Source organism: Sphingopyxis sp. GW821-FHT02C12 (assembly GCF_059421785.1).
The window spans coordinates 2118852-2144698 of the sequence record NZ_JBWKVQ010000001.1 but is presented as its reverse complement, the minus strand read 5'-3'; the positions used below and the strand labels follow the sequence as shown (position 1 = coordinate 2144698).

At 66.6% G+C, this 25847-nt stretch carries 29 protein-coding genes; 8 read left to right on the top strand and 21 right to left on the bottom strand.

The window, feature by feature from the left end:
- From AC07U1_RS10340 to AC07U1_RS10325, 4 genes are all read right to left on the bottom strand, one after another.
- On the bottom strand, window positions 1-345 hold the full coding sequence (locus AC07U1_RS10340) for a winged helix-turn-helix domain-containing protein (protein ID WP_492736720.1): 345 nt from the start codon (window positions 343-345) through the stop codon (window positions 1-3).
- Window positions 345-3080 (bottom strand): preprotein translocase subunit SecA, encoded by a 2736-nt coding sequence (gene secA, locus AC07U1_RS10335; RefSeq protein WP_495176583.1) that lies wholly within the window; start codon window positions 3078-3080, stop codon window positions 345-347. Before secA ends, AC07U1_RS10340 begins: the two co-directional genes overlap by 1 nt.
- Window positions 3081-3195: 115 nt before the next feature.
- Window positions 3196-3441: a hypothetical protein gene (locus tag AC07U1_RS10330; protein WP_235535621.1), complete on the bottom strand. Its 246-nt coding sequence runs from the start codon at window positions 3439-3441 to the stop codon at window positions 3196-3198.
- A 117-nt stretch (window positions 3442-3558) separates the two neighbouring features.
- Window positions 3559-4626 (bottom strand): TonB family protein, encoded by a 1068-nt coding sequence (locus tag AC07U1_RS10325; protein ID WP_495197694.1) that lies wholly within the window; start codon window positions 4624-4626, stop codon window positions 3559-3561.
- 132 nt (window positions 4627-4758) lie between these two features.
- Between AC07U1_RS10325 and AC07U1_RS10320 the strand changes: the two genes are divergently transcribed.
- Window positions 4759-5562 carry an SDR family oxidoreductase gene (locus tag AC07U1_RS10320; protein WP_495176584.1) on the top strand — a complete coding sequence of 268 codons (804 nt, stop codon included), beginning with the start codon at window positions 4759-4761 and terminating at the stop codon, window positions 5560-5562.
- A gap of 33 nt (window positions 5563-5595) precedes the next feature.
- On the opposite strand, the gene AC07U1_RS10315 is transcribed toward AC07U1_RS10320, so the two are convergent.
- From AC07U1_RS10315 to AC07U1_RS10280, 8 genes are read right to left on the bottom strand one after another with little or no spacing between them, the layout of a single operon-like run.
- On the bottom strand, window positions 5596-6306 hold the full coding sequence (locus tag AC07U1_RS10315; RefSeq protein WP_495176585.1) for a head GIN domain-containing protein: 711 nt from the start codon (window positions 6304-6306) through the stop codon (window positions 5596-5598).
- 43 nt (window positions 6307-6349) lie between these two features.
- Window positions 6350-7114 carry a head GIN domain-containing protein gene (locus tag AC07U1_RS10310; RefSeq protein ID WP_495176586.1) on the bottom strand — a complete coding sequence of 255 codons (765 nt, stop codon included), beginning with the start codon at window positions 7112-7114 and terminating at the stop codon, window positions 6350-6352.
- 58 nt (window positions 7115-7172) lie between these two features.
- Window positions 7173-7823 (bottom strand): NrsF family protein, encoded by a 651-nt coding sequence (locus AC07U1_RS10305; protein WP_495176587.1) that lies wholly within the window; start codon window positions 7821-7823, stop codon window positions 7173-7175.
- Window position 7824: 1 nt separating this feature from the next.
- Window positions 7825-8346 (bottom strand): sigma-70 family RNA polymerase sigma factor, encoded by a 522-nt coding sequence (locus tag AC07U1_RS10300; RefSeq protein WP_495176588.1) that lies wholly within the window; start codon window positions 8344-8346, stop codon window positions 7825-7827.
- On the bottom strand, window positions 8343-8801 hold the full coding sequence (locus tag AC07U1_RS10295; RefSeq protein WP_495176589.1) for a DoxX family protein: 459 nt from the start codon (window positions 8799-8801) through the stop codon (window positions 8343-8345). The genes AC07U1_RS10300 and AC07U1_RS10295 overlap by 4 nt, the downstream gene beginning before the upstream one ends.
- On the bottom strand, window positions 8789-9517 hold the full coding sequence (locus tag AC07U1_RS10290; protein ID WP_495197693.1) for an HvfC/BufC family peptide modification chaperone: 729 nt from the start codon (window positions 9515-9517) through the stop codon (window positions 8789-8791). The genes AC07U1_RS10295 and AC07U1_RS10290 overlap by 13 nt, the downstream gene beginning before the upstream one ends.
- The gene (gene bufB, locus AC07U1_RS10285; RefSeq protein WP_495176591.1) at window positions 9504-10373 is read right to left on the bottom strand and encodes an MNIO family bufferin maturase; all 870 of its coding nucleotides are present in this window, start codon (window positions 10371-10373) and stop codon (window positions 9504-9506) included. Before bufB ends, AC07U1_RS10290 begins: the two co-directional genes overlap by 14 nt.
- 11 nt (window positions 10374-10384) lie before the next feature.
- Window positions 10385-10681: a BufA1 family periplasmic bufferin-type metallophore gene (locus AC07U1_RS10280; RefSeq protein WP_495176592.1), complete on the bottom strand. Its 297-nt coding sequence runs from the start codon at window positions 10679-10681 to the stop codon at window positions 10385-10387.
- Between the two features lie 159 nt (window positions 10682-10840).
- On the opposite strand from AC07U1_RS10280, the gene AC07U1_RS10275 reads away from it, so the two are divergent.
- The 5 genes from AC07U1_RS10275 (at window position 10841) to AC07U1_RS10255 (ending at window position 15811) form a co-directional block, all read left to right on the top strand.
- Window positions 10841-11317, top strand: coding sequence for a GreA/GreB family elongation factor (locus AC07U1_RS10275; protein ID WP_495176593.1), 477 nt, complete (start codon window positions 10841-10843; stop codon window positions 11315-11317).
- The gene (locus AC07U1_RS10270; RefSeq protein WP_082545001.1) at window positions 11314-11493 is read left to right on the top strand and encodes a hypothetical protein; all 180 of its coding nucleotides are present in this window, start codon (window positions 11314-11316) and stop codon (window positions 11491-11493) included. Before AC07U1_RS10275 ends, AC07U1_RS10270 begins: the two co-directional genes overlap by 4 nt.
- Window positions 11494-11499: 6 nt before the next feature.
- Window positions 11500-12678 carry a BaiN/RdsA family NAD(P)/FAD-dependent oxidoreductase gene (locus AC07U1_RS10265; protein WP_495176594.1) on the top strand — a complete coding sequence of 393 codons (1179 nt, stop codon included), beginning with the start codon at window positions 11500-11502 and terminating at the stop codon, window positions 12676-12678.
- A gap of 128 nt (window positions 12679-12806) precedes the next feature.
- Window positions 12807-14651: a DEAD/DEAH box helicase gene (locus tag AC07U1_RS10260; RefSeq protein WP_495176595.1), complete on the top strand. Its 1845-nt coding sequence runs from the start codon at window positions 12807-12809 to the stop codon at window positions 14649-14651.
- Window positions 14652-14833: 182 nt separating this feature from the next.
- A complete protein-coding gene (locus AC07U1_RS10255; RefSeq protein ID WP_495176596.1) occupies window positions 14834-15811 on the top strand; it encodes a quinone oxidoreductase family protein in 978 nt (325 codons plus the stop codon).
- Between the two features lie 91 nt (window positions 15812-15902).
- On the opposite strand, the gene fghA is transcribed toward AC07U1_RS10255, so the two are convergent.
- Complete coding sequence (fghA, locus tag AC07U1_RS10250) at window positions 15903-16766, bottom strand: S-formylglutathione hydrolase (protein WP_495176597.1); 864 nt, start codon at window positions 16764-16766, stop codon at window positions 15903-15905.
- A gap of 131 nt (window positions 16767-16897) precedes the next feature.
- On the opposite strand from fghA, the gene AC07U1_RS10245 reads away from it, so the two are divergent.
- Window positions 16898-17971 (top strand): serine hydrolase domain-containing protein, encoded by a 1074-nt coding sequence (locus AC07U1_RS10245; protein WP_495197692.1) that lies wholly within the window; start codon window positions 16898-16900, stop codon window positions 17969-17971.
- A gap of 214 nt (window positions 17972-18185) precedes the next feature.
- On the top strand, window positions 18186-18416 hold the full coding sequence (locus AC07U1_RS10240; protein WP_495176599.1) for a hypothetical protein: 231 nt from the start codon (window positions 18186-18188) through the stop codon (window positions 18414-18416).
- A gap of 61 nt (window positions 18417-18477) precedes the next feature.
- Here AC07U1_RS10240 and AC07U1_RS10235 read toward each other — a convergent pair whose 3' ends face one another.
- The 8 genes from AC07U1_RS10235 to AC07U1_RS10200 form a co-directional block, all read right to left on the bottom strand.
- The gene (locus tag AC07U1_RS10235; protein ID WP_495176600.1) at window positions 18478-18981 is read right to left on the bottom strand and encodes a prolyl-tRNA synthetase associated domain-containing protein; all 504 of its coding nucleotides are present in this window, start codon (window positions 18979-18981) and stop codon (window positions 18478-18480) included.
- Window positions 18982-18990: 9 nt separating this feature from the next.
- A complete protein-coding gene (locus AC07U1_RS10230; protein WP_056346275.1) occupies window positions 18991-19371 on the bottom strand; it encodes a VOC family protein in 381 nt (126 codons plus the stop codon).
- Window positions 19372-19403: 32 nt separating this feature from the next.
- Entirely contained in the window at window positions 19404-19880 is a 477-nt protein-coding gene (locus tag AC07U1_RS10225; RefSeq protein ID WP_187140921.1) for a hypothetical protein, read from the bottom strand.
- Window positions 19881-19934: 54 nt separating this feature from the next.
- Window positions 19935-20795, bottom strand: coding sequence for a formyltetrahydrofolate deformylase (gene purU, locus AC07U1_RS10220; RefSeq protein WP_492736755.1), 861 nt, complete (start codon window positions 20793-20795; stop codon window positions 19935-19937).
- A 7-nt stretch (window positions 20796-20802) separates the two neighbouring features.
- Window positions 20803-21915 (bottom strand): S-(hydroxymethyl)glutathione dehydrogenase/class III alcohol dehydrogenase, encoded by a 1113-nt coding sequence (locus AC07U1_RS10215; protein WP_495176601.1) that lies wholly within the window; start codon window positions 21913-21915, stop codon window positions 20803-20805.
- Between the two features lie 227 nt (window positions 21916-22142).
- Complete coding sequence (locus AC07U1_RS10210) at window positions 22143-22457, bottom strand: hypothetical protein (RefSeq protein ID WP_495176602.1); 315 nt, start codon at window positions 22455-22457, stop codon at window positions 22143-22145.
- A 70-nt stretch (window positions 22458-22527) separates the two neighbouring features.
- Complete coding sequence (locus tag AC07U1_RS10205; RefSeq protein WP_056346267.1) at window positions 22528-23907, bottom strand: L-serine ammonia-lyase; 1380 nt, start codon at window positions 23905-23907, stop codon at window positions 22528-22530.
- Window positions 23904-25772, bottom strand: coding sequence for an acyltransferase family protein (locus AC07U1_RS10200; protein WP_056346265.1), 1869 nt, complete (start codon window positions 25770-25772; stop codon window positions 23904-23906). The genes AC07U1_RS10205 and AC07U1_RS10200 overlap by 4 nt, the downstream gene beginning before the upstream one ends.
- Window positions 25773-25847: the final 75 nt, after the last annotated feature.

The window sequence follows — 25847 nt, the reverse complement described above, 5'->3', positions numbered from 1 at the left end:
TCACTCCGGCTTGAGCAACTCGCCGACCGCCGCCAGCTCGCGCTCAGCCGCCTCGACCGCCGCCGCCTCGGCCCGCCGATATGCAGCCAGCACAGCCCGTGCGCCCTCGCTCACCTGCGCGCCCGCGCCCGGCCGCGTTTCGACCAATGGCGCCGCGAAGCAGGCGTTCATTTCCTCGACGAGCAGCCAGGCGCGACGATAGCTCATGCCGATCGCGCGCGCCGCGGCCGAGATCGATCCGTGCGCGTCGATCGCGCCCAGCAGGTCGGCCTTGCCCGGCCCCATCGCGATGGCGTCGCCGAGCCGGATGCGCAGCCGAAGCTCGATCCGGCCGGCGTCCGCCATCACAGTGCGCCGTGGCAGTGCTTGTACTTGCGGCCCGATCCGCAAGGACATGGCGAATTGCGGCTGATTTCCAGTTCCGCATAGGGGTTTTCCCCCTGCGGCAGGTCGGGGCGCGGGATCTGCATCGGCGGCAGCGTATTGGCGATCGCCCCGAACGACCCGCCGTCGATATCGGCGCTGTTGTCGTCGCCGGTGAACGGGTCGATGTGCGTCGTCAGGAAATCGGGCAGGTCGGGCAGCGGCATCGGTTCGGGTTCTTCGAAGCGCAGGTCGATCCGCGCGATCGTGCGCGTCACATCCTCGCGGATCGTCGACAGCATGCGTTCGAACAATGCGAACGCCTCCTGCTTATATTCGTTGATCGGCTGTTTCTGCGCATAGGCGCGCAGGAAGACGACCTGGCGCAGCGCGTCGAGGGTCGCCAGATGCTCTTTCCATTGATGGTCGAGGGTCTGCAGCAGCACCGATTTCTCGATGCTCTTCCAGGTGTCGGCATCGACCAGCGCCGCCTTTTCGGCCGCGGTGGCGTCGGCGCGTTCCTGGATGCGTTCCTCGAACACCTCGGGGTCGACCGCATCTTCCTCCATCCACGCCTCGATCGGCAGGTCGAGGTCGAGCACGTTCAGCGCGCGCTCCTTCATCCCCTCGACATTCCACTGTTCGGGATAGCTGCCCGGCGGGCACGCGTCGGCGACGATCGCGTTCACCGTCTCTGCGCGCATCGCGTACATCACTTCGTCGACGGTCTCGCTGTCGATGATCTCGCCGCGCTGCTCGTAGATGACCTTGCGCTGGTCGTTCATGACGTTGTCATATTCGACGACCTGTTTGCGAATGTCGTAGTTGCGCGCCTCGACCTTCTTCTGCGCGGTCTCGATCGCCTTCGACAGCCATTTCGACCCGATCGCTTCGCCATCCTCGAGATTCTTGTTCATCATCTTCGAAAAGAGCGTGTCGGGACCGAAGATGCGCAGCAGATCGTCGTCGAGGCAGAGATAGAATTTCGACAGGCCCGGGTCGCCCTGGCGCCCCGAACGGCCGCGCAGCTGGTTATCGATGCGGCGGCTTTCGTGGCGTTCGGTCGCGAGCACGAACAGCCCGCCCGCGGCCTTCACCGCCTCGCGTTCGGCGGCGACCTCGGCCTGGATGCGCGCGATGCCGGCCTCGCGCTCGGGACCCTCGGGCAGATCCTTGAGCTCGTCGTCGATGCGGAATTCTTCGTTACCGCCCAGTTTGATGTCGGTGCCGCGGCCCGCCATGTTGGTCGCGATGGTCACCGCGCCGGTGCGGCCCGCCTGCGCGACGATATGCGCCTCGCTCTCATGGAAACGCGCGTTGAGCACGCTGTGCGGCACGCCTTCCTTTTCGAGATAGGAGGACAGCAGCTCGGACTTTTCGATCGACACAGTGCCGACCAGCACCGGCTGGCCGCGCTCGTTCGCTTCGCGGATCGTCTTGGCGATGGCGCCGAACTTGTCGGTGATATTCTTGTAGAACTCGTCCTCGTCGTCCTGCCGCGCGATCGGGCGATTGGTCGGGATGGTGACGCAGTTCATCTTGTAGATGTCGAAGAATTCGGCGGCTTCGGTCGATGCGGTGCCGGTCATGCCGCTGAGCTTCGGATACATGCGGAAATAATTCTGGAAGGTGATCGACGCGAGCGTCTGGTTCTCGGGCTCGATCTGCACCCCTTCCTTCGCCTCGACCGCCTGGTGCAGGCCGTCGGACCAGCGGCGTCCGTCCATCATGCGGCCGGTGAATTCGTCGATGATCACGACCTTGCCGTCCTTGACGATATAGTCGGTGTCGATGCGGAACATGATGATCGCCTTCAGCGCCTGATTGACGTGATGGACGACCTGGGTGTTTTCGATGTCGTAGAGGTTGCTGCCCTGCAGCAGGCCCGCGGCCTCGAGCAGGCGCTCGACATGCTCGGTGCCGTCCTCGGTCAGGCTGATCGACTTGGACTTTTCGTCCTTTTCATAGTCGTCCTCGACGAGCTGGTGGACCACCTCGTTGACGCGGATATAGAGTTCGGACTTGTCGTCGGTCGGGCCCGAGATGATCAGCGGCGTGCGCGCCTCGTCGATCAGGATCGAATCGACCTCGTCGACGATGCCGAAGTTGAAGGTGCGGTGGACCATCTGCTGACGGTCGAACTTCATATTGTCGCGCAGATAATCGAAACCGAGTTCGTTGTTCGTCGCATAGGTGATGTCGCTGTTATAGGCGTCGCGGCGCTGCATCTCGTTGAGGTTGGGGACGATGATCCCGGTGGTCAGGCCGAGGAAGCTGTAGACGGTGCCCATCCATTCGGCATCGCGCGTCGCCAGATAGTCGTTGACGGTCACGACGTGGACGCCCTTGCCCTCGAGCGCGTTGAGATAGCAGGGCAGCGTCGCCATCAGCGTCTTGCCTTCGCCGGTCGCCATTTCGGCGATCTCGCCGCGGTGGAGGACGACGCCGCCGACCAACTGGACGTCGAAGTGGCGCATGCCGAGCGTGCGGACCGCCGCCTCGCGCACCGTGGCGAAAGCTTCGGGCAGGATGTCGTCGAGCGTCTCGCCGGCTTCGAGCCGGTCGCGGAATTTCTGGGTCTGTGCCTGCAGCGTGGCATCGTCGAACGACTGCATCGTCGGTTCGAAGGCATTGACCTTGTCGACGATCTTGCGGATCGAATTGACATAACGGTCGTTGGACGAGCCGAACAGGCTCTTGGCAATGCTGCCGAACATAGCGGATTTCCTTGGGATATGATGAAGGGGCGGACCGCAGTTGCGGTCGTCCGGCCGCGCGTCAAACGCTCGGCCGCAATAGGCGTCGGGCGCCGAAGCGCCCGGAGGTCAGACGCTATTCGAGCGCGCGGTCGCTGCCGATGAGCAGGCCGGGAAGGTGCGGCGGCGCGGTCTTGCGCGGCTTGCGTCCCGAGGTGACGGTCCGCCGGGGCGGCGTCGTGGTGACGGGGCGGCGGTCATTGTCGGTCGTTTCGCTCTGTTGCCCGCTTTCGGCAAGCAACAGCATCGACCCCATCGCAGCCGGCGTCGCGGGCGCCGCCATGGCGCGATCGGCGCCGGCGAGTCCGGTAAGCAAAGCCAACAGGGTCAGCAACAAACGCAAAGAAATAAGCCCCTTTTTCGTCCAGTGCGCGGTTTATAGCACGCTGGATGCTGAACATAGGGTGAAAGGCCCGCGACGTCTAGGGGTTAGCCGGTGTCACTTCGTCGTCGCCTCGACCGTCGGCACGTCGCCGATACTAAGGTCGGTGGTCAGGACGATGCGCCGCGCGACCGGCTTGCCCGCAGCGTCGAGGAACGGCGCATAGCGATTCTTGCCGCCCAGCAGGTCGCAAAGATTGGCGCCCTGCGGCATCGCCGCATTGGCGCCCTTCACCGCAAAATCGCAGGCGCCGACGCTGCCGTCGGCGTTGATCACGATCGAGAATGAGCCCGTGGCGGGTTCGCTCATCGGGAATTGCGGGACCCGCTTCCTGGGCAGTTCACCCAGCGCGTCGGCCAGTTCGGCCTCGTCCGGCGTCGCGACGACAGGCAGCTTCCACTGGTAATCCATGACGAAGCGGCCGGCCGTCGGCTTTCCATTGCCGTCCAGCGCCGGCACGAACTTCGCCTCGCGCCGCATCAGCGCGCAGGCCGCATTGTCGAGATCGTCCGACCCGCTGCCGCCGGTGACCATGCAATCGGTGACCGCCCCGCCCGCATCGACCGACAGCATCATGCGCACCTCGCCCTCTTCACCCGCGGCGAGCGCGGCTGCCGGATAATGGTCGGCGGGCCTGATCGTCGTCGTCTCGGGCGTCGGCAACGCCGGTCGCGGCCAGCCCTCGAGCATCGCGTTCAGCCCGACCCCGCCGCCGTCGGGAAAATGGCGATGCCCGGCGGGAATCTGCCAGCGGATGCGGTTGCTATAGGTACCGCCCACCGGCTTGCCGCGCGCGTCGGCACCCGGCTTGAAGCGCGCCCGTTCGAGGACGAGCCGGCACGTCGCCGCATCGAGGTCGGCATGACCGCTCGGGCTGACGATCTCGCAGGCCGTCGGCTTGCCGCTGCTGTCGATCGTCAGGCGGAACCCGCTCGTCCCTTCGCGCCCCTCCAGCATCGCGCCGGTCGGATAATCGTCGTTGGTGGCCCAGCTTCCGGGGTTGCCCGCAGGAGCCAGCGGCTCCGACAGGTCGGTGATCCGCGCGAGCGGCGGCGCATCGCCCGGTGCCGCGATCGCGGCGGCACCGCCGGCCAACATGGTCAAAACCCCCAGGAAAATTCGCACGCCATACCCCCATTTGCCCTAGGCACCGGATTGCCAGTCCCGCCCCGCCTTGCCAAGCCCGCGATTGCCGCTTGACCTCGCCGCCGGCATCGCATCATCTGTCGCTGACAAGAATGTAAGGAGAGGGCGCGGATGAGCAGGAAGGCGATTTTCATCACCGGCGGCGGATCGGGCATCGGCCGCGCGACCGCGCGCCATTTCGCCGCGCAGGGCTGGTTCGTCGGGATCGCCGACGTCAATGCGCAAGGGATCGACGAGACCGCCGCGCTGCTCCCCGTAGGCGCGTCGTCGCGCCATATCATGGACGTGCGCGACCGCGACCAGTGGGCGGCGGCGCTCGCCGACTTCGCCAGGGCCAGCGGCGATCGCCTCGACGTGCTGTTCAACAATGCCGGCATCGGCACCGGCGGCCAGTTCGTCGACATGCCGCCGGCCGAGGCCGACCGGCTGATCGCGATCAACTTCGGCGGCGTCGTCAACGGCATCTACAGCGCCTTGCCGCTGCTCCGCGCGACGCCGGGATCGACGATCCTCAACACCGGATCGGCCTCGGGCTTCTATGGCGTCGCGGGCCTCGCCATCTATTCGGCGACCAAATTCGCGGTGCGCGGATTGACCGAAGCGCTCGAGATCGAGTTCGCCAAATATGGCATCAAGGTGCGTTCGCTGATGCCCGGCTTCATCGACACACCCCTGCTCGACCAGGTCAGCGCCGACAGCAACGAACCCGCACGCGACCGCCTGTCGTCGAGCGGGTTCGAGATCGTCCCCGTCGAACGCGTCGGCGAAGCGGCGTGGGAAGCGGTGCATGGCGACAAGGTCCATGTCACCGTCGGCAAGATGGCCAAGCGCCTGTCGCGCCTCGCGCGCTGGTTCCCCGGGCTGATCGCGAAGCAGTCGAAGAAGATCGACGGGCTGGGGACGGCGGGGCAATAGCGTCTCTCCTCCCGCAAGCGGGAGGGGAACCGTTTATTTCTTGACCCCGCACCGCACCGTCCCGGTCCCGGCATTGCGCACGGTGCAAACCGGCTTGCCGAGGACCACCGTGCTGCCGACCCCGCGCGTCGTGATCGCGGCGCTCTTCACGGCGCTGAAGACATGGTCGCCGGTGCCTTCGCTGTCGGTGATCAGTTCGTCGACCGTCAGCGCGCCCGCGTCGACCACACCCGCCCCCGACAGCGACATCTGCGCCGTTTTGGCAGCGCCGCCCAGCGTCATCGTGCCGTTGCCGACCATCGCGACCGCCAGCCGGTCGCTGGTCACCGCGCCGACGATGAGCCGCCCCGGCCCGCGCAGCCCGATCGTCACCCTTGTACCTTTGAGCTTGTCGATCTGCAGCGACCCCGCGCCAACGAGCGTCGCCGACCGCAGGTTGGCGGCGTTGATGCGCAGCGTCAGCGGGCCGAGCGGCTGGCGCCGATTCTCGTCGCCGGCATAGATTTTCTGCCCGACCACCAGCCTGCCGTCGCGCGCCTCGACGGTCAGCCGGTCGAGCGCGTCGGGCGATCCGCTCGCCACCGCGCCCACCGGCGCGCGCGTCACCACCTCGACGACGACGTCGGCATTGACCTCGATCGCCTCGAAGCTGGTCAGGCCGAAACGCTTCTCCGCCGCCGATGCGGAGGCGACGGCGAGCAGGGCGGAAGCCGCGAGCGCGGCGCATCGGATCATCGAAGCCATGGCGCCGTCCTACCCCGTCCGGGCGGGCGGCGCCAGCGGCCGATCATTTGCAGGTCGCGGTGCCCGATCCCATGGTCTTGGTCGAACAGGTCGCGCCGCCCGTCAGGTCGACGTCGCCCGAACCGAGGATGCGGATATCGGCCTTGCCGGTCGCCTGCGCGCCGACGTTACCCGAACCGGTGACCGAAATGTCGAGAGTCTGCGCGACCAGCCCGCCCGCGTCGACGTCGCCCGATCCGGTGACGCCGATCTCACCCGAGGCGATGGCGCCGCCCGCGATCCCGATGTCGCCCGACCCCGATACGGTCAGGTCGGCGCTCTTTCCGGTGAGCTTCGCGATCTTGAGGTCACCCGATCCGGTCAGCGCCGCCTCGACCTTGTCGCCGTCCACGGCATCGGCATCGACCGAACCCGATCCGGTCAGCCGCACCTTGTTCAGCCGGGGCATGGTGATCGCGATCTGGACCCCGTCATGGTCGCCGCGGCGGAAACTGAACCCCTCGCGCTTGCGCCCGACCGACAGCGTCGGGCCGTCGAGCTTGATCTCGAGCTCCTCGACCTCGGCCTTCGGCCCCTTGGCGGTGATCGAAAAGGCGTCGCCCTGGCGGATGGTGACATCATCGGGACCGGTCACCTCGACCTCGGTGAAACCGGTGAGCGCATAGCTTTGCGTCGTCGGCGGACCGGCGTCGCCCGAACGCTTCTCGACCTTGTCGCTGTTCTCGGTCGTCACCGTGCCGCTGCACGCCGTCACTGTCATCGACAGGGTCAGGGCCAAAGCCAGCGCCGTCATCGTCGAGTTCCGCATCGTCCAATCTCCTTTGTGTATTGCATGAATAACACACAAGTTCGGACCTGTCCAGATGCTACCAGCGCAGCAGCGGCGCCAGCAGGATGCGCCCGGCGACCCCCGACAGCGCGACCGCAAGCCCGTGCCAGAGCGCGATATGCATCATGTCGTTCGACGCGCAGTGGAGCGCGACGATCGTCGCGCCGGCGGCCCCGGCGGCGATGCCGATCGCCCAGCCCGCACGCGTCGGTGAGGTCGGCGCGGCGCGCTTCAGCCAGGCGAACAGCGCCACGCCGACGCCCAACCCCGACACCACGCCCTCGATCATGCAGCGCATGCCGTTTTCGGGCCGCGCCGCCTCCATCGCGGCGTGATGGTCGCCGAAACCGATAACGATCGCGGTGACCGGCAGCGCCAGCGCGGCGAGCCCGGCCCAGTGCCAGCCGCTGTAATCGCGGCCGACCCCGGGCAACCCCATGCGCAGCGCACTCCACGCCGCCGCGACACCGAGCGCGACGATCGTCCAAAAGGCGAGCAGCGACAACGCGGGCATCATCGTGCCCGCCGCAAGGTCGTGGCGCATCCCGGTCAGCCACAACAAGGCGGCGGCCCCGACCAGCCAGCCCGCGGCAACCCAGAGCGAGCCGCGCACGATCCGGCGCGGTTTCACCGGCCGCAGGTCGCCGGCCAGGCCGTCGATCAGCTCGTCGATCGATGCGTCGGTCATCTCATTCACTTTCAATCAGGAGCGCCAGCTTCTTGAGCCCGCGATGGATATTCACTTTGACCAGCGATTCGCTCTGGCCGCAAATCTGCGCGGCCTCGGCGATCGAGGCGCCTTCGATCTTGACCAAAGTGATCGCCTGCGCCTGCCCCGCGGGCAGCTGCGTCAGCATGCGGTCGAGGCTGAGCCGCGCGTGGACCGCCTCGTCCTCGGCGTCGACAAAGGCGTCGTCGTCGTGGAGTTCGGCGGCATCGCGCTGGCGGCGCAGCGCATCGATCCAGCGATAGCGCGCGATCGCCGCGAGCCAGGGCAGGAAGGCGCGGCGGCTGTCCCAAGTATCGAGCTTGCGGTGCATCGACACCAAGGTTTCCTGCACCAGATCGTCGATCTGATGCGGCGCGATGCGGCGCGCGAAATAGCGCGACAGCCAGCGCCGGCAATCGGTCAGCAGCGCGCGATAGGCGGCGCGGTCGCCGCGCTGCGACGCCGCCATCAACCGCGCCAGCGACGGTTCGTCGATACTCACCGGCCGCGCAGCTTCAGCGCCAGCGCGTCGAGCGACAACAGCCCGCCGCCGCGCACGATCAATACCGCCGCCATCGCCGCCCACAGGCTGTGCACCGGCCACCAGGCATCGGGAAAGACGAAAATCTGGATCACCAGCGTCATCACCAACAGCGCGCCCGCGGATAAGCGCGTCGCCAGCCCTAACAGCAACAGCATCGGAAAGACATGTTCGGCAAAGCCGGTCAACGGCACCGCGATCGACGGGTCGAGCGGCAGGCCGGAAAATTCGGTGCGGAAAAGGTCATAGGTGTCGGGGTTGATCCGAAACCAGCTGCCCTCGACCACCTTGGTCCGGCCCGAACGCCAGAACACCCCGGCCAGCGCGACGCGCAACAGCAACAGCGCCAGGCCCTCCGGGACGCGCGCGCCCGCGATGCTCACCGCGCGGTCGTACAGCGTCATCATTTTCGCCATCGTCGGACCCTCTCCAATGCACCCGCCGCGATCAGCGGCACGACGGCAGCGCCGTCTCCGTCCTGATGTTCGGTGAGGCGTTCGATCAGGTTACCGAGAGGTGTGATCTTTTGTGCAACCGCAAGCGTGGCGAGGGTCGCGAGCGTCGTGGGCAACAGCCGCACCTCTGCCTCTGGCCGGGTGATCAGCAGCGCGGCGGTGCTGCCGGGCAGGTCGGGATCGAGGATCGGTGCGGCGTCGCTCGCCAGTGTCACGGTCATGGCAGCGGGATGAAGCCGCACCGGCAGCGCCAGCAGGCTCGCCTCGTCCTGCCCGGCGAGGTCGGCGAGCGTCAGCGCTGGGGCGTCGGCGGCGTGATAGGCGGTAAGCCAAGCCCATTCGACGCGCGCCAGATCCGCCGCGAGCGCGCCGCTTTCGCGCGTCAGGAAATCGGGAAAGCCCGCCCCGATCTGCGCAGGCGCCCATCCCTTCGCTCCGCCACGCTCGACGAAATCGCGCGACAGCCGGTTGAATTCGGGCTCGCCCAGCCAGGCGCGGGTACGCGGGAATGTGTCTTCGAGCGCGACGAGTCGCGCGTGCGAAATCGTGTTGGCGTGCACCGTCATCGCGCGCAGCACATGCGCCCATTCGCCCGCGAACAGGTCGGGCGGCAAATGTGCGGGTCCTGCAACCAACGCCGCCGCAATCGCCGCCTGGTCGCGTTCAAGCACCGACACGCATTTCGGTCAGCAACGTGTCGGCGGTCGCGACTTCGGCCATCAGCGTCGCGAAATCGGGGACGTTGCTGTCCCATTCGACGAGCACCGGTTTCGGCCCGGCGCGGCGCAGGAAGCTGGCGAGCCGGTCCCGGCAGCTGGCGCGTACCGCCGAGCCATGATCGTCGATCGCGATAAGGCCGCCCCAGCCGTCGTCCTTCACCGCATGGCCCGCGACATGGATTTCGCCGACCAGTGCGGGATCGACGACGGCGAGCCATGCGTCGGGATCGAGCCCGAGATTGTGCGCCGACACCTCGACATTGTTGATGTCGAGGATCAGCCCGCAACCGCTGCGGCGGCAGAGTTCGTGAAGGAAATCGACCTCCGACCAGTCGTCAGCCGTATAGGCGACATAGCGCGAGGGATTTTCGATCAGCATCGGCCGGCGCAGCCGCTGTTGCACACGGCCCACCTGCACGGCGAAATGGTCCAGCGCGGCGTGGCTGTAAGGAACTGGCAAAAGGTCGGGGAATTTGTCATCGCCGCCGTTGCTCCAGCTCAGATGGTCCGACACCATCGCCGGTTGATAGCGGTCGCACAGCAACGCAAGCGCTTCGAGTTCGTCCGCATCGACCCCGGCCGCCGAGCCGAGCGACAGCCCGACCGAATGGAAACTCAGCGGCAGATGCGCGGCAATCGCGGTCAGCCAGCGATGCGGAGGCCCACCTGTGCCGAAATAATTTTGGGGGTGGATTTCGGCCCAGGCGGGCAGGGTCGACCGCTCCGCCGCCGCCAGCACGTCGGCATAATGCTCGGGCTTGAGCCCGAAGCCGGCGCGTCGCGGCAAGTCACGGAACGAGCGGGGGGGTGTCATGATCGGACCGGTCAGCCCTTGCTGGCGACCGGTTTGGCGTTGCCCTTGTGCGCGGTCAGCGTGCCGCCCATCTTCACGCAACTGCCCTTGGGGACATTTTTCCAGGCATTGCCCTGATAATCGACGGTCGAGGTGCCGGCGCAGCTCGTGCCCGGGCCGGCAGCGCAGTCGTTCTTGCCCTTCAGCGCGACGCCATAGCATTTTTCCTTGGCGCCATCGGCGGCGAAGGCGGGGCCGGAAAGCGTGGCACCGGCGGCCATGGCAAGGACCGCCGAGGCAGCGAGCGAGAGTTTGAGGCTGTTCGACATGCGGGATACTCCGTTTGAACCCTTGATGCGGGGGATGGCATCATGCTGCTGTTCGCAAGACCACCGCGCCCGGTTACGCCCGCGCCAGAATTTCGCGCCATCTTGTCGCCACCTTCGTGGGGCAAAGGCGCCCTTCCCCCTGGACCAGAGAGACTGACGATGAGCGTCGCATTCCGTCGCGAAAGCGATGACGAGCATATGGAACCCGCGTTCGAATGGCCGATCCCGGTCGGCCCGAACCTGGTCACGCCGCGCGGCTTGCGGCTGCTCGGCGAGGAAGCGGCGCGGCTCGCGGATGCGATCGCGGGCGCGACCGAAGAGGAAGCGCGCAAGAAATTGCTGCGTCGGCAACGCTATGTCCACACCCGCCAGTCGACCGCCGAGGTGCAGCCCGCGCCCGCCGCCGATGTCGTAGGCATCGGCAGCAGGGTGATTTTCGCGCTGAACGGCAACGAACGCACGCTGACCATCGTCGGCCATGACGAGGCCGATCCGGCGCAGGGCACCATCGCCTTTTCAGCGCCCCTCGCGCGCGCGCTGATGGGCGCCGAAGTTGGCGAAACGCTCGAATATCAGGGCCGCGAGGACGCATTGACGATCATCGCCGCCGCGACCGATCCGGAGACATGGGCATGAAAGACAAGTTCGAACGCCACAAACAGCCGTGGACCGCAGCCGAGATCGACAAGCTGCACACGCTGGCAAAGAAGGGCATAGCGCTCAAAGCCATCGCCAAGGCGCTGACCCGCAGCGAGGAATCGGTGAAGACCCGCGCCAAGGCCGACGGCCTGCCGATCGCCAAGCTGCACTGATCCGCCATGTCCGCCGCCAACTATGATGCCGTCGTGCTGGGCGCCGGCGCGGCCGGGCTGATGTGCGCCGCGGTCGCGGGGCAGCGCGGCAAGCGCGTGCTGCTGCTCGACCATGCCGATGCGGTCGGCAAGAAAATCCTCATTTCGGGCGGCGGGCGGTGTAACTTCACCAACATCCACACCAGCGCCGACCGCTATATCTCGGCGAACCCGCATTTCGCCAAATCGGCGCTCGCGCGCTACACCCCCGCCGATTTCATCGCGCTGGTCGATGCCTATGGCATTGCTTATCATGAAAAAACCCTCGGCCAGCTGTTCTGCGACGGCTCGGCGAAACAGATCGTCGCGATGCTGCTGGCGGAGTGCGCCAAGGGCGGCGTCGACATCCGCTGCGGCGAACCTGTAAGACGGGTCGAGCATAGCGACGGCATTTTCCGCGGCACTTTCGGCAACTTCCACTTCTCCGCGCCCGCCCTCGTCATCGCCACCGGCGGCCCCTCGATCCCCAAGATGGGCGCCACCGGCTTCGCCTACGACCTCGCGCGCCAGTTCGGCCTGAAAGTCGTCGAGCCGCGTCCCGCGCTCGTCCCGCTGACGCTCGGCGGCGGCGATGTGCTGTTCCGCACCCTCTCGGGCATCGCCGCCCCGGTCGAGGCGCGCGCGGGCAAAGCGGCGTTCCGCGAGGCGGCGCTGTTCACCCACAAGGGCCTCTCCGGCCCCGCAATCCTGCAGGTCAGCAGCTATTGGCGGCACGGCGAGCCGGTGACGATCGACTTCCTGCCGGGCGCCCCGCAAGGCTGGCTCACCGACGCCAAACGCAGCCGCCCGCGCGCCACCTTACGCGCAGCGCTCGGCGCCCACCTTCCTGACCGTCTCGCCGAAACCCTCGCCGACCGGCTGGCGCTGCCCGGCGAACTCGGCGCCTTGACCGATCGCAAACTGGCCGACGCCGAGACGCGTCTGGCAAGCTGGGCATTCCGCCCCAACGGCACCGAAGGTTTCGCCAAAGCGGAGGTCACGATCGGCGGAATCGCAACCGCCGGGCTGTCGTCGCAAACAATGATGGCCAAAAGCACCCAAAACCTCTATGCGATCGGCGAAGCCGTTGACGTCACCGGGTGGCTGGGCGGCTATAATTTTCAATGGGCCTGGGCCAGCGGACACGCTGCCGGACAGGCGCTTTAGGAAAAAACCAAGAATATTCCTCGGGATGCTGGCTGGGCGATGGCCCGGCCGCTTTGCATCAATTGCCTGATGGCGGCGAGGATACCCAAGAAAACGGCATATCGCCGCACAGGATAAGAAGAACAATAATGCCTTTCGAAACGATGTCTCCCGTCCTTGCGGACGCTCTGACCGCGCGCGGTTACGAAAATCTCACCCCCGTCCAGACCCACGTCGTCGAACCCGAAGCGGTTGGCCGCGACCTGCTGGTCTCGGCGCAGACCGGCTCCGGCAAGACCGTCGCCTTCGGCCTCGCGATGGCCGACCAGCTGATCGAGGACGGTCGCCTGCCCTTCGCGACCTCGCCGCTTGCGCTGATCATCGCCCCGACCCGCGAACTCGCGATGCAGGTCAGCCGTGAACTCAGCTGGCTCTATGCCAAGGCCGGCGCGCGCATCGCGACCTGCGTCGGCGGCATGGACGCCAGCAAGGAACGCCGCACACTGAACCAGGGTGTGCAGATCGTCGTCGGGACCCCCGGCCGCCTGCGCGACCATCTCGAACGCGGCGCGCTCGACCTCACCGCGCTGCGCGTCGCGGTGCTCGATGAGGCCGACGAAATGCTCGATATGGGCTTTCGCGAAGACCTGGAAGAAATCCTCGACGCGACCCCCGAGACGCGCCGCACCCTGATGTTCTCGGCGACCATCCCCAAGCCGATCGCGAACATGGCGAAGCGTTACCAACGCGACGCGCTGCGCATCTCGACCGTCGGCGAAGATCGCGGTCACGGCGACATCAGCTATCAGGCGGTGACCGTCGCCCCCGCCGATATCGAGGGCGCGGTGATCAACCTGCTGCGCCTCCACGACGCCGAAACCGCGATGCTGTTCTGCGCCACGCGCGACAATGTCCGCCGCCTCCACGCCAGCCTGACCGATCGCGGTTTCGCCGCCGTCGCGCTGTCGGGCGAGCATAGCCAGAACGAACGCAACGCCGCGCTGCAGGCGCTGCGCGATCGCCGCGCCAAGGTCTGCGTCGCGACCGACGTCGCCGCACGCGGGATCGACTTGCCCAGCCTGTCGCTGGTGATCCACGTCGAAATCCCGCGCGACGCCGAAACCCTCCAGCACCGCTCCGGCCGCACCGGCCGCGCGGGCAAAAAGGGCACCGCGGTCATCATCGTTCCCTATCCGCGTCGTCGCCGCGTCGACGGCATGCTGCGCGGCGCGCGGATCAACGCCGAGTGGATGGAAGCGCCGACCGCCGCCGATGTCCGCCTGAAGGATCAGGAACGGCTGATCGAGAAATTGCTCGCCCCGGTCGAGCATGAGCCCGAGGATATCGAACTCGCGCAGCGCCTGATGGCCGAACGCTCGCCCGAGGACATCGCCGCGTCGCTCGTCCGCGCCCACCGCGCGCTGATGCCGGCGCCCGAGGATCTGATCGACAACAGCGCGCGCGGCCGCGACAGCGCCGGCCGCCCCGAACGCGGCGAGCGGTTCGAGCGTCCCGATCGCGGCGAAGGAGGCGGCGACCGCCGCGAAGGGTTCGAGGATAGCGTCTGGTTCCGCCTCAACATCGGCCGCCACCAGAACGCCGACCCGCGCTGGATCCTGCCGTTGCTATGCCGCCGCGGTCATGTGACCAAGGGCGAGATCGGCGCGATCCGTATCGGGCCGAAGGAAACGATGTTCAACATCCCCCGCGCGATCGCCGACCGCTTCGCCGAAGCGGTGGTGCGCAGCGCCAACGAGGATGGCGAGGACGACAGCGGCGTCGCGATCACCCCCGCACCCGACGGCCCGACCTACCCGCCACGCCGCGACAAGGGATCGGGCGACCGGGCACCGCGCGCGACGCTTGGTCGTGCCCCCGGCGGTGATCGATCGGGTCCCCGCGGACCGCGTGGTCCGGGCGGCCCCGGCGGCAACACCGAACGCTACAAGCCCAAGCCCTTCGGCCAGCGCAGCCCGCGCCGCCCGTCGAAGTAAGCGGCAGGCTATGATCTAGAACATCGTCCTTTCGAGCGTAGCGAAGCAATCCAGGGGCGGCCCTGTACCGCTCTGGATTGCCGCGTCGCCTTCGGCTCCTCGCAATGACGATGGCAATGAACGACTGCCCTTGCACTCCCCAGCCCGCCCCACCAGATGGGCGGGACAGCAGGAGCGCGATCATGCAAGCAGTCCAGGCCTTCATCGAAACGCAGGGCGGCCCCGAAGTCATCGACTGGCGCGAGGTGACGCTCGGCGCACCCGGGCCTGGCCAGGTGCTGCTGCGCCAGACCGCGGTCGGGCTCAACTATCTCGACACCTATCACCGCGACGGCACCTATCCGATCGCGCTACCCAGCGGTCTCGGCGTCGAATCGGCGGGTGAAATCATCGCCGTCGGCGAAGGCGTGCTCGGCCTCCAGCCCGGCGACCGCGTCGCGACCTTCGGCCCCGATCGCAATGCTTATTCCAGCGCCCGCCTCCTCCCCGCTGCGTCGTTGTTCAAGCTGCCGCCGGGCATCGACGACGAAACCGCCGCAGCGGGCCTGCTCAAGGCCTGCACCGTCGAGATGCTGATCGAACGCTGCGCCAAGGTCGAGGCGGGCTGGCCGGTGCTCGTCCACGCCGCTGCGGGCGGGGTCGGGCTGATCCTCGTCCAATGGCTGAAGGCGGTCGGCGCGACGGTGATCGGTACCGTCAGCACCGAGGCCAAGGCGCAGGCGGCACGCGAGGCGGGCGCCGACCATGTCCTGCTGTACAAATCCGACGATGTCGCGGCGCATGTCCGCGAACTGACCGACGGCCAGGGCGTACCGGTGACCTTCGACGGCATCGGCATGGCGACGTGGGAGGTATCGCTCAAGGCCACCGCGCGGCGCGGACTGATCGTCAGCTATGGCAATGCCGGCGGTCCGGTGACCGGCGTCAACCTCGGCATCCTTGCGCAGCATGGCTCGCAATTCGTGACCCGACCGACCCTGTTCGACTATTACCTCCACCCCGGCGAACGCGCCGCGGGTGCCGCTCGGGTGTTCGAGATGATCGAAAGCGGTGCGGTGAAGATCAGCATCGGCCAGCGCTACGGGTTGCAGGACGCGGCGCGCGCGCATGCGGACTTGCAGGCCGGGCGGACGACGGGGTCGACGGTGCTGATTCCGTGACGTCGCCCCCGCGAAGGCGGGGGCCGCTGGCGGCCTTGCCCAGCGCGGCTGCGTAAATGGCTAGCGGCCCCCGCCTTCGCAGGGGCGACGGTTACCCCTTCAACCGCTCCGCATGCCAGGCGACATGCTCGGCCAGAAAGGTCGAGATGAAATAATAGCTGTGGTCATACCCCGGCTGCATCCGGATCTCGGCCTTTTGCCCGTTGCGCTCGCAGGCATCGACCAGCAATTCGGTCTTGAGCTGTTCGACGAGAAAATTGTCGGCATCGCCCTGATCCACCAGCAGGTCGGGGACGCGCAGCCCCTGATCGAGCAGCGCACAGGCGTCATAGGCGTGCCAGTCCTCGCGCGCGTCGCCGAGATAGTTCGACAGCGCCTTTTCGCCCCACGGGCATTGCAGCGGCGCGACGATCGGCGAGAAGGCCGAGACCGAGCGGAACCGGTCCTGATTGCGCAGCCCGATGGTCAGCGCGCCATGCCCGCCCATCGAATGGCCGGTGATCGCCTGCCGCGTCAGGTCGGCGGCCGGAAAATTGCGCAGCACCAGCGAAGGCAGTTCGTCCTCGATGTACGAGCGCATCCGATAGTGTTGCGCCCAGGGCTCCTCGGTCGCATCGACATAGAAGCCCGCACCGAGCCCGAAGTCCCACGCTCCCTCGGGATCGTCGGGCACGACGTTTCCGTTCGAATCGGGCCCGCGCGGGCTGGTATCGGGGGCGATGAAGATCACGCCATGTTCGGCGCAGGCGGCGCGATATTCGCCCTTTTCCATCACATTGGCGTGGGTGCAGGTCAGCCCGGACAGATACCAGAGCACCGGCAGCTTCGCGCCCTCGGCATGATCGGGAATGAAGACCGCGAAGGCCATGTCGGTGCCCGTCGTGGTGCTGGCATGTTTGTACACACCCTGCGTGCCGCCATGGCTGCGGACAGAGGAGAGGGTTTCGATGGTCATATCTTTGTCCTGCTTGTCTTTTCGCGAGCCTAGTTCATGCTGGCCCGAAATCAAAAGGGGGAGAGCGCCGAGTGTTCGATAATAGCATTCACGGAACGTGTCAGGACCGCTTTGCTGCCGTCCGCCTCGCCATGGCCGCCAGCCTTGCGGCGGGAAGCGACGTCGGCCTGTCCTTTTGCGCGACGATCGAGGGCGAAACGGTGGTCGATCTGTGGGGCGGCCACGCCGACGCGGCGAAGACGCGGCCGTGGCAAGCCGACACGATCGTCAACGTCTATTCGACCACCAAGACGATGACCGCGCTGACCGCTCTGCTGCTTGCCGATCGCGGCGACCTCGATTTCGCGGCGCCGGTCGCGCGCTACTGGCCCGAATTCGCCGCCAACGGCAAGGACGGCGTCACCGTCGCGCATCTGATGAGCCACAGTGCCGGCCTGTCGGGCTGGGAAACCCCCATCACGACCGAGGATTTCTACGACTGGGACAAGGTTACCTCGCTGCTCGCGGCGCAAGCACCGTGGTGGCAGCCCGGCGGCGCGCCCGGCTATCATGCGATCACCCAAGGCTATCTGGTCGGCGAAGTCGTTCGCCGCATCACCGGCAAGTCGCTCGGAACCGTCTTCCGCGAGGAGATCGCCGAGCCGCTTGGCGCCGACTTCCACATCGGCCTGCCCGTGTCGGAGGATCACCGCGTCGCCGACCTGATCCCGCCGCCCGAAATGACCATCGATTTCACCGGCGACGTCCATCGCAAGACTCTCGTCAATCCCGGCATCGACGTGTCGGCAACCCGCACCCGCGCCTGGCGCGGCGCCGAAATTCCGGCGGCGGGCGGCACAGGCAACGCGCGCAGCGTCGCCGAAATCCACGCGCTGCTTGCCAACGGCGGCGTCGCCAAGGGCAAGCGTCTGCTGTCCGAAGCGGGGTGCCGCAAGGCGCTCGAGCTCCAGATCGCGGGCACCGACATGATCCTCGGCGTCCCGATCCGCTATGGCATGGGTTTCGGCCTGCCGAGCGAACTGGTGCCGCTGCCCAATCCGAACACGATCTTCTGGGGCGGTTATGGCGGCTCGCTGATCATCATCGACATGGATGCCCGCGCGACCTTCAGTTACGTGATGAACAGGATGGAGGTGGGACTGACCGGCGACCCGCGCTCCTTCGCGCTGATCGGTGCGATGTGGATGGCGATGGCGGCGGGCTGAAATCCGCGGACCACCGGCCGAACCGTTGCGGGACGGCTCGGCTCGCCCCGCGTTCGAGTGCGTTCGTCCTGCGAACGGACATTTTGCGGCGAAGCGAGCAACTTTCGAATGATGCCAAGGCTTTGCCCTATGCCACAGTCTGCGGGAAACGGCGGGCATGGTCATTGCGGGCCGGTCGTTCGGCCCCTTCCATCATTCCACGATAGGGGAATTTATGCGTAAGATTTCGATTGTGACCGCTGCGGCGGCAAGCCTGTTCATCGCGCCGCTGGCGAGTGCCCAGGAACCCGACGCGCCGGCACCGAAGGAAGAACCGGCACCGGCACCGGCCCCCGCACCCAGCGAAGAGCCGACCGCCGACCCGGCCCCGGCCCCGACCGACGAACCCGCGCCGGGCGACGAACCGGCCCCCAGCGAAGAGCCGGCGCCCGAACCCCAGGCTTAACAACGCCGCCGGGACTTCCCGGATGAAAAAGCCGTCGAAGCCCAAGCGCTTCGGCGGCTTTTCACTGTCCGTCTTGCATGGGAATCCCGGCAACCAATGGCTGGTGCCCCCAATGGCGCAGCAAATCCAGGATCGCGGCGCCCGACAGCCCCAACGTGCCGGTGTTGCGCAGGGGATGGACGTTGACCGTCTCCGCATCCGCCAACCCGGCGTCGATCACGACGGTTATGCTGCCCGGCGACGCGTTGATCGCCGCGAGCGGCGTGACCGACCCCGGCGCGATGCCGAGCAGCCGTCCCATATCCTCGGCTTTGCCGAAGCTGACGCGCTTGCTGCCGATCGCGTCGGGCAGCGCCTTCAGATCGACGCGCGCCTCCCCCGGCACGGTGACGAGCCAATATGCCCCGCCATTGTCCTTCAGGAATAGATTCTTGGTGTGCGCCCCCGGTATCGCGGCGTTGACCTCGTCGCTCTCGGCGACGGTGAACACCGCAACATGCTCGAACGAGGCGAAGGGAATGGCAAGCGCATCCAGATCCGCCAGCAATCCCGCTTCGCCCCGCATGACTCCTTCTCAGACGACGCGATGCAGCGCGCAGAGCTTGTTGCCCGACGGATCGCGCAGATAAGCGAGATAGAGCTGGCCGAAGCCGCCTTCGCGAACGCCCGGCGGGTCTTCGATCGAGGTGCCGCCGTTGGCGACGCCGGCATCGTGCCACGCCTTTGCCTGTTCGGGGCCTTCCATCGCGAAACCGATGGTGCAGCCGTTGCCGACCGTCGCCGCTTCGCCGTCGATCGGCGCCCCGACGAGGAACAGCCCGCCATTGTGCATATAGATCAGGCGGCCCTTGTCGTCCTGGATCGCCGGCTTGCCGCCGATCGCCTGAAAGGTCGCGTCATAGAATTTCCGGGCGGCCTCAAGGTCGTTCGACCCGACCATGTTGTGACTGTACATGTCTCTCTCCTCTTCGTTGATTTTGTGGGGCGCTACGGCGTGCTACAGCCGCCGGCGCGCACCGGGTCCCACACGCGGATGCCGCCGCTCCAGCCGAGATCGGCGCTCTCGCGGTTCGCCATCGAGTGGGTGACTCCGATGATCTTGAAATACCATTCGCCGGGTTTCAGATAATGCGCCTTGTTCGCGCCCCATTCGATCAGCTGGCCGGGGCGCACCTCGTCCATCCGCATGTCGAGCATGAAGCACACCGGCTTTTTGCTCAGGTTGCGCGCGTGATAGAGCAGGCCCGGCAGTTGCGCCGGCGTCACGCACTCGGGGCAGATCAGCGTGGCGATATTGTCCTGCTGCACCGCGACGCGCCCGTCCTTCGATTCGAAGCGGGCGGCGCTGTGCTTGGTCGTCACATAGCTGGTGTCGGGTGCCGGGCCCGCGTCGAGCTTTTCGGCGGCGAACGCCGGCCCGGCGAGCAACAGCGCGAGGGCGGTGCCCAGCAATCTCTCGGTCATCGCGTGAAGTCCCGTTATGCGTTGCGAATCCAGACGGACATGCTGCCCGCTTTGTCAGCGAAATACCACCGTCTTGCGGCCGTCGATCAGCACCCGCTGCTCGGCGACCCAGCGTACCGCGCGTGCCAGCACCTGTGCCTCAACGTCGCGGCCGATGCGGATCAGGTCGTCGATCCCGTCGCGATGGTCGACGCGCTCGACCGCCTGTTCGATGATCGGCCCCTCGTCGAGGTCGCCGGTGACAAAATGCGCGGTCGCGCCGATCAGCTTGACCCCGCGCTCGTGCGCGCGGTGATAGGGTTTGGCGCCCTTGAAGCCCGGCAGAAAGCTGTGGTGGATGTTGATGCAGCGCCCCGCGAGCTTTGCCGACAAGTCGCCCGACAGGACCTGCATATAGCGCGCGAGCACCAGATATTCGGCGCCCGCATCGGCCATCACCTGCAGGATCGCGGCTTCCTGGCTTGCGCGATTGGCGTCGCTCACCGGCAGATGATGGAACGGCACACCGTGCCATTCGGTCAGCCGTCGCTGATGCTCGTGGTTCGACACCACCGCCGCGATATCGATCGCCAGATTGCCGGTCGACCAGCGGTGGAGCAGGTCGTTGAGGCAATGGCTGCCCTGCGACACCGCGATGACGAAGCGCGGCTTGACCGCGCTGTCGCTGATCCGCGCATCCATCGCGAAGCGCTCGACCACCGGGGCGAACGCCGCCTGCACCTCGGCAAGCCCATCGGGAAAGCGCGGTCCAGCACCGCGAAAGGCGACGCGCATGAAAAAGCGCCCGGTGTCGAGGTCGGCATATTGCTGGCTGTCGAGGATGAAGCCGTCACGCTCCGCGAGCAGCCCCGTCACCGCCGCGACGATGCCGACCGCGTCGCCGCAGCTGAAGGTCAGGACATAGGGTCCGGTCATGCCCGGATCAGAACACCACGACGCTGCGGATGCTCTCACCCGCGTGCATCAGGTCGAACCCCTTGTTGATGTCTTCGAGGCCCATGACGTGGGTGATCATCGGGTCGATCTCGATCTTGCCGGTCATATACATGTCGACGATCTTGGGCACGTCGGTGCGGCCTTTGGCGCCGCCGAACGCGGTGCCGCGCCAGTTGCGCCCGGTGACCAACTGAAAGGGCCGCGTCGCGATTTCCTTGCCCGCCTCGGCGACACCGATGATGATCGAGGTGCCCCAACCGCGATGGCAGGCTTCGAGCGCGGTGCGCATCACGTCGGTGTTGCCGGTGGCGTCGAAGGTATAGTCGGCGCCGCCGTCGGTCAGCTGGACGATCGCCGCGACCGTGTCTTCGCGGCTCATGCCCTTGGTGTTGAGGAAGTCGGTCATGCCGAACTTGCGGCCCCATGCCTCGCGGTCGGGGTTGATGTCGACGCCGATGATCTTGTCGGCCCCCGCGAGGCGCGCGCCCTGGATCACGTTGAGGCCGATGCCGCCAAGCCCGAAGACGACGACATTGTCGCCGACCTGGACCTTGGCGGTGTTGATCACCGCGCCGACCCCGGTGGTGACGCCGCAGCCGATGTAGCAGCTCGACTGGAACGGCGCGTCCTCGCGGATCTTCGCGACCGCGATCTCGGGCAGCACGGTGAAGTTCGAGAAGGTCGAGCAGCCCATATAATGGAAGATCGGCTGGCCCTTGTAGCTGAACCGCGTCGTGCCGTCGGGCATCAGCCCCTTGCCCTGCGTCGCGCGGATCGCGGTGCAGAGATTGGTCTTGCCCGACAGGCAGCTTTTGCACTGGCGGCATTCGGGGGTGTAGAGCGGGATCACATGGTCGCCGGGCTTCACGCTGGTGACGCCCGCGCCGACCTCGCGCACGACGCCCGCGCCCTCATGGCCCAGCACGCTCGGGAAGATGCCCTCGCTGTCGAAGCCGTCGAGCGTATAGGCGTCGGTGTGGCAGATGCCCGTCGCCATGATCTCGACCAGCACCTCGCCCGCCTTCGGGCCTTCGAGGTCGAGTTCGACGATTTCGAGCGGCTTCTTCGCTTCGAACGCAACGGCGGCGCGGGTCTTCATGGGCGGGTCTCCTTCTCGGCGGCTCCAATCAGGCAAATGCGGCGGCAATGCAAGATGCGAGGAAGCTTAGGTGGCGGAGATTACCCGAAGTGAGCGGGGGGCACTCCCATATCCGTCACCCGGACTGGAGGCCCGATCGCTGATCGACAAGCTGTGCGAGCAATTGCCGGGGGCATTGCGGCGGAGCGAGGTAGTGTAACACGAAGAAAATATCGGTCGAACGATCCTCAATATCCGCTTTGCCAGCGCTCTTTCTCAAGGTCGTCGAGATTTCCGGAAGCCAGATTCTCCATCAAGCTAATCAGTTTCTCGCGAGATAAGCCCTTCATGTGTCGGGGTTCATCGTCGCTTTCGACGTTCTCGAAGGCGACATATCCCCCGTGGGAGATACTAAGGCCCCACTCACTTGCGTGCACTACAGAGACGGCGCCATGCTCTTCATCGTCAAGCCGCTCTTCCAACTCATCAAGCAATTCGGGGAAAATGGACGGAGACGGATCGCGCTGCGATGCCCCGTAACGATGATAGACGAAGAAGCTCATTCGACGAGGCTAGTGCGTTTCAGCACCAGTTCAACCGAGGCTCTCACTGACAATAAAGGGAACGTACTGCTCAACACTCCACAACACTAACCGCCAGCCCGCCCTTCGAGGTCTCCTTATATTTATCCCGCATGTCGCGCCCCGTTTGCAGCATCGTCGCGATCACCGTGTCCAAACTCACCACATGCGTGCCGTCGCCAATCATCGCGATGCGGCTGGCGTCGATCGCCTTGATCGACCCCATCGCGTTGCGTTCGATGCACGGGATCTGCACCAGACCGCCGATCGGATCACAAGTGAGGCCGAGATTATGTTCCATGCCGATCTCGGCGGCATTTTCGACCTGCGCGTTCGTCCCGCCGAGCGCCGCGGTCAGCCCCGCCGCCGCCATCGAGCAGGCGACGCCGACCTCGCCCTGGCAGCCGACCTCGGCGCCCGAGATGCTGGCGTTGCGCTTATAGAGCGCGCCGACCGCGCCCGCGGCGAGCAGGAAGGTCCGCACCCCCGCATCATCGCCGCGATAACCGCGTCGATAGAAGCGGATCACCGCGGGAATGATCCCCGCCGCGCCGTTGGTCGGCGCGGTGACGACCTTGCCGCCCGCGGCATTTTCCTCATTCACCGCCATCGCCCACAGGTTGATCCAGTCCATCATCGCGAGCGGATCGGTCAGATTCTGTTCGTGGCGGTTGCGGATGTCGGCGGCGATCTGCGGCGCGCGGCGCTTGACCTTGAGCCCGCCGGGCAGGATTCCGGTGCTGCAGCAGCCCGCGTCGATCGAGGCGTCCATCGCGCCGGCGATCGCGTCGAGCCCGGCGTTCACCTCGTCGAGGCTGCGGTGCACCAGCTCATTCTCGAGCATCATTTCGGCGAAGCTCTTGCCCGCCGCGGCGCCCATGCTCAGCAAATCGGCGCCCGAGGTGAAAGCGAAGGGCAGGCTCACCTCGTCCTCGGCGCCGCGGCTGTTGCGCCCCGCTTCGTCCTCGTCGACGACGAAACCGCCGCCGATCGAGAAATACATGCGCTTCGCCAAAATCTCTCCGCCCGCGTCGCGCGCGGTGAAGCTCAGCGCATTGCTGTGGAACGGCTGGCGCTGGCGCATCTGGAAATGCAGGTCGCGCGCCGGCTGGAACCGCACGCGCTGGCGGCCGAGCAGATAGAGGAAACCCTCGCCCTCGGCGCGGTCCCAATGCGCCTTGATCGCGGCGAGGCTGGTCGAGGCCGGGATTTCGCCCGCCAATCCCGCGACGATCGCGGTGTCGGCGGCATGCCCCTTTCCGGTCAGCGCGAGCGAGCCATAAAGGTCGGCTTCGACATGCGCGGTCTTCGTCAGCAGCCCCTGCTCGTCGAGCCACACGGTAAAGCGCCGCGCCGCGACCATCGGGCCGACGGTATGCGAACTCGACGGGCCGACGCCGATCTTGAACAATTCGAACAGGCTGATGGTCATGGTTTTGCCGGGGCAATCGCTTCGAGGGGGAATTTCGCGACGATCTCGCGCGAGGCCTGCAGCGTATAATGGCCGTAGTCGAAATGGAAAGGCGAACCGTCCGACGCGAACAGCGGGCAGACGGTTTTCGGACATTCCAGATCCTGCAAGGACACGTAGGTCGCACCCGCCGCCCCGACGCGCCGCGCCATCTCGCGATCGAGCGCCATCCGTTCGGGGTCGCGGCCGCTGCGGACCAGCGCGAAATCGTCGCGGGCGATCGCGCGCGCGAGCAGGCGCGGCATCGGCTCGTCATATTCGACCGTCGGACCGATGACGGTGACCGGCACGCCCTTGGCGCGAACATGCGCGATGGCGCGAAGCAGGCCGTCCATCTCATCGGCGCGCCAGCGGCCCGAGAGGATCACCCGGTCGAGCCGGCCCGTACCCGGAAGCGTGCCGAAGCCGATCTCCATCACTTCGGTGCAGCGCTTGTCGCCCGCCGTCGGCCAGACCGGGCGGCACCCCGAAGCGGTCACCTGCATCACATTCATATCCGCGAGGCGCTCGCCCAGCGCGCGCGCCAGATGCCCGGCGTGACTGTCGCCGAGGATCATGATGTTCGGCCGGTCGGGACGCAGCGTCGCACACCGCGCAACGTCGAAATGCGGCGTGTCGCTGTTCGCCATGCAGATGCCGTTGCGGAACTGCAAAATTCCTTCGGGCGCATAGTCATAGTCGAGATAGGTCAGCACGCGCGCGATGCGCGGATCGGCGATCCGCTCCTTCGCCGCCTGCACCGCGAGCAGTGCCGCGGCGCCCGCGACGAGCAGCATCGCGGCGAGCGCGGCCCACAACACGCGCGGCGTCGCCCACGCCCTGCCGCGCCGAAGGAAGGGCTGTTCGATCAGGCGATAGCTGAGGATGGCGAGCGCAAAGGAAATCGCGATCGTCGCGGCCATTTCGCCCGCGTCGAGCGTCAGCCCGCGCTCGAAGCGCCAGAAGGCCATCACCGGCCAGTGCCACAGGTAAAGCGAATAGCTGATATCGCCGACGAAGCGCATCGGCGCGAGCGACAGCAGCTTCGCGGTGCCGCCGGTCTCGCCATAGGCGATGAGCAGCGCAGTGCCGATGCACGGCAGCAACGCCCAGGGCACCGGGAACGCCATCTCTTCCTCGATCACGAACAGCGCCGCGACGACCATCGCAAGGCCCGTCCAGGTCGCGACGGCGCGCAGCCGCGGGCCAAGCGTGGGGAAGCCGCCGGTGGCGACCAGCCCGCCGAGCGCCAGTTCCCAGGCGCGCGACGGCAGGAGATAGAAACTCGCCTGCGCCTTGTTGATGTGGATCAGCCCATAGCCGATCGCCAGCGACACCGCGGCGATTACCCATAGTGCCGCGACGATATGACGCGGCAGCCAGCGGCGCAGCGCGATCAGCAGCAGCGGGTAGAAGATATAGAATTGCTCCTCGACCCCCAGCGACCAGGTGTGGAGCAAGGGGGTGAGTTCGGCGTCCCCGAAATAATTGACCGTGCGCCAGAACCAGATGTTCGACCCCGACAGCGCGGTGGCCGCGGCGCTCCACGACAGGTCGCGCATATCCTGCGGGAACAGGCGCCACCAGCCGACCGCGAGCACGACCGCCAGCATGACGAGCAGCGCGGGCAGGATGCGCAGCGCACGGCGGCGATAGAAACCGGTCAGGGTGAAGCGATCGGCGTCCATCTCCTTCAGGATGATGCGGCTGATCAGATAGCCCGAGATGACGAAAAAGATGTCGACGCCGACGAACCCGCCGGGGATCGCGGTGAGCCCGGCGTGGACGAGCAGGATCGGCAGGACGGCCAGGGCGCGCAGTCCGGCGATGTCGTTGCGATACTGCATGATCCCCCAAATAGGCTGGCCGGCGCGCGCGCCGCGCGGCGGCCCGGACCTAGCCGCTTGGCGTCATTTGGGAAA

What these genes read in the sequence shown, in the direction of transcription:
- AC07U1_RS10340 (WP_492736720.1), bottom strand. Translation starts at nt 345, where the DNA reads ATGGCGGACGCCGGCCGGATCGAGCTTCGGCTGCGCATCCGGCTCGGC.
- AC07U1_RS10245 (WP_495197692.1), top strand. Translation starts at nt 16,898, where the DNA reads ATGGCCGCCAGCCTTGCGGCGGGAAGCGACGTCGGCCTGTCCTTTTGC.
- purU (WP_492736755.1), bottom strand. Translation starts at nt 20,795, where the DNA reads ATGACCGGACCCTATGTCCTGACCTTCAGCTGCGGCGACGCGGTCGGC.
- fghA (WP_495176597.1), bottom strand. Translation starts at nt 16,766, where the DNA reads ATGACCATCGAAACCCTCTCCTCTGTCCGCAGCCATGGCGGCACGCAG.
- AC07U1_RS10235 (WP_495176600.1), bottom strand. Translation starts at nt 18,981, where the DNA reads ATGCGGGGCGAAGCGGGATTGCTGGCGGATCTGGATGCGCTTGCCATT.
- AC07U1_RS10240 (WP_495176599.1), top strand. Translation starts at nt 18,186, where the DNA reads ATGCGTAAGATTTCGATTGTGACCGCTGCGGCGGCAAGCCTGTTCATC.
- AC07U1_RS10205 (WP_056346267.1), bottom strand. Translation starts at nt 23,907, where the DNA reads ATGACCATCAGCCTGTTCGAATTGTTCAAGATCGGCGTCGGCCCGTCG.
- secA (WP_495176583.1), bottom strand. Translation starts at nt 3,080, where the DNA reads ATGTTCGGCAGCATTGCCAAGAGCCTGTTCGGCTCGTCCAACGACCGT.
- AC07U1_RS10225 (WP_187140921.1), bottom strand. Translation starts at nt 19,880, where the DNA reads ATGACCGAGAGATTGCTGGGCACCGCCCTCGCGCTGTTGCTCGCCGGG.
- AC07U1_RS10305 (WP_495176587.1), bottom strand. Translation starts at nt 7,823, where the DNA reads ATGACCGACGCATCGATCGACGAGCTGATCGACGGCCTGGCCGGCGAC.
- AC07U1_RS10260 (WP_495176595.1), top strand. Translation starts at nt 12,807, where the DNA reads ATGCCTTTCGAAACGATGTCTCCCGTCCTTGCGGACGCTCTGACCGCG.
- bufB (WP_495176591.1), bottom strand. Translation starts at nt 10,373, where the DNA reads ATGACACCCCCCCGCTCGTTCCGTGACTTGCCGCGACGCGCCGGCTTC.
- AC07U1_RS10265 (WP_495176594.1), top strand. Translation starts at nt 11,500, where the DNA reads ATGTCCGCCGCCAACTATGATGCCGTCGTGCTGGGCGCCGGCGCGGCC.
- AC07U1_RS10280 (WP_495176592.1), bottom strand. Translation starts at nt 10,681, where the DNA reads ATGTCGAACAGCCTCAAACTCTCGCTCGCTGCCTCGGCGGTCCTTGCC.
- AC07U1_RS10275 (WP_495176593.1), top strand. Translation starts at nt 10,841, where the DNA reads ATGAGCGTCGCATTCCGTCGCGAAAGCGATGACGAGCATATGGAACCC.
- AC07U1_RS10210 (WP_495176602.1), bottom strand. Translation starts at nt 22,457, where the DNA reads ATGAGCTTCTTCGTCTATCATCGTTACGGGGCATCGCAGCGCGATCCG.
- AC07U1_RS10230 (WP_056346275.1), bottom strand. Translation starts at nt 19,371, where the DNA reads ATGTACAGTCACAACATGGTCGGGTCGAACGACCTTGAGGCCGCCCGG.
- AC07U1_RS10295 (WP_495176589.1), bottom strand. Translation starts at nt 8,801, where the DNA reads ATGGCGAAAATGATGACGCTGTACGACCGCGCGGTGAGCATCGCGGGC.
- AC07U1_RS10310 (WP_495176586.1), bottom strand. Translation starts at nt 7,114, where the DNA reads ATGCGGAACTCGACGATGACGGCGCTGGCTTTGGCCCTGACCCTGTCG.
- AC07U1_RS10255 (WP_495176596.1), top strand. Translation starts at nt 14,834, where the DNA reads ATGCAAGCAGTCCAGGCCTTCATCGAAACGCAGGGCGGCCCCGAAGTC.
- AC07U1_RS10320 (WP_495176584.1), top strand. Translation starts at nt 4,759, where the DNA reads ATGAGCAGGAAGGCGATTTTCATCACCGGCGGCGGATCGGGCATCGGC.
- AC07U1_RS10315 (WP_495176585.1), bottom strand. Translation starts at nt 6,306, where the DNA reads ATGGCTTCGATGATCCGATGCGCCGCGCTCGCGGCTTCCGCCCTGCTC.
- AC07U1_RS10200 (WP_056346265.1), bottom strand. Translation starts at nt 25,772, where the DNA reads ATGCAGTATCGCAACGACATCGCCGGACTGCGCGCCCTGGCCGTCCTG.
- AC07U1_RS10215 (WP_495176601.1), bottom strand. Translation starts at nt 21,915, where the DNA reads ATGAAGACCCGCGCCGCCGTTGCGTTCGAAGCGAAGAAGCCGCTCGAA.
- AC07U1_RS10270 (WP_082545001.1), top strand. Translation starts at nt 11,314, where the DNA reads ATGAAAGACAAGTTCGAACGCCACAAACAGCCGTGGACCGCAGCCGAG.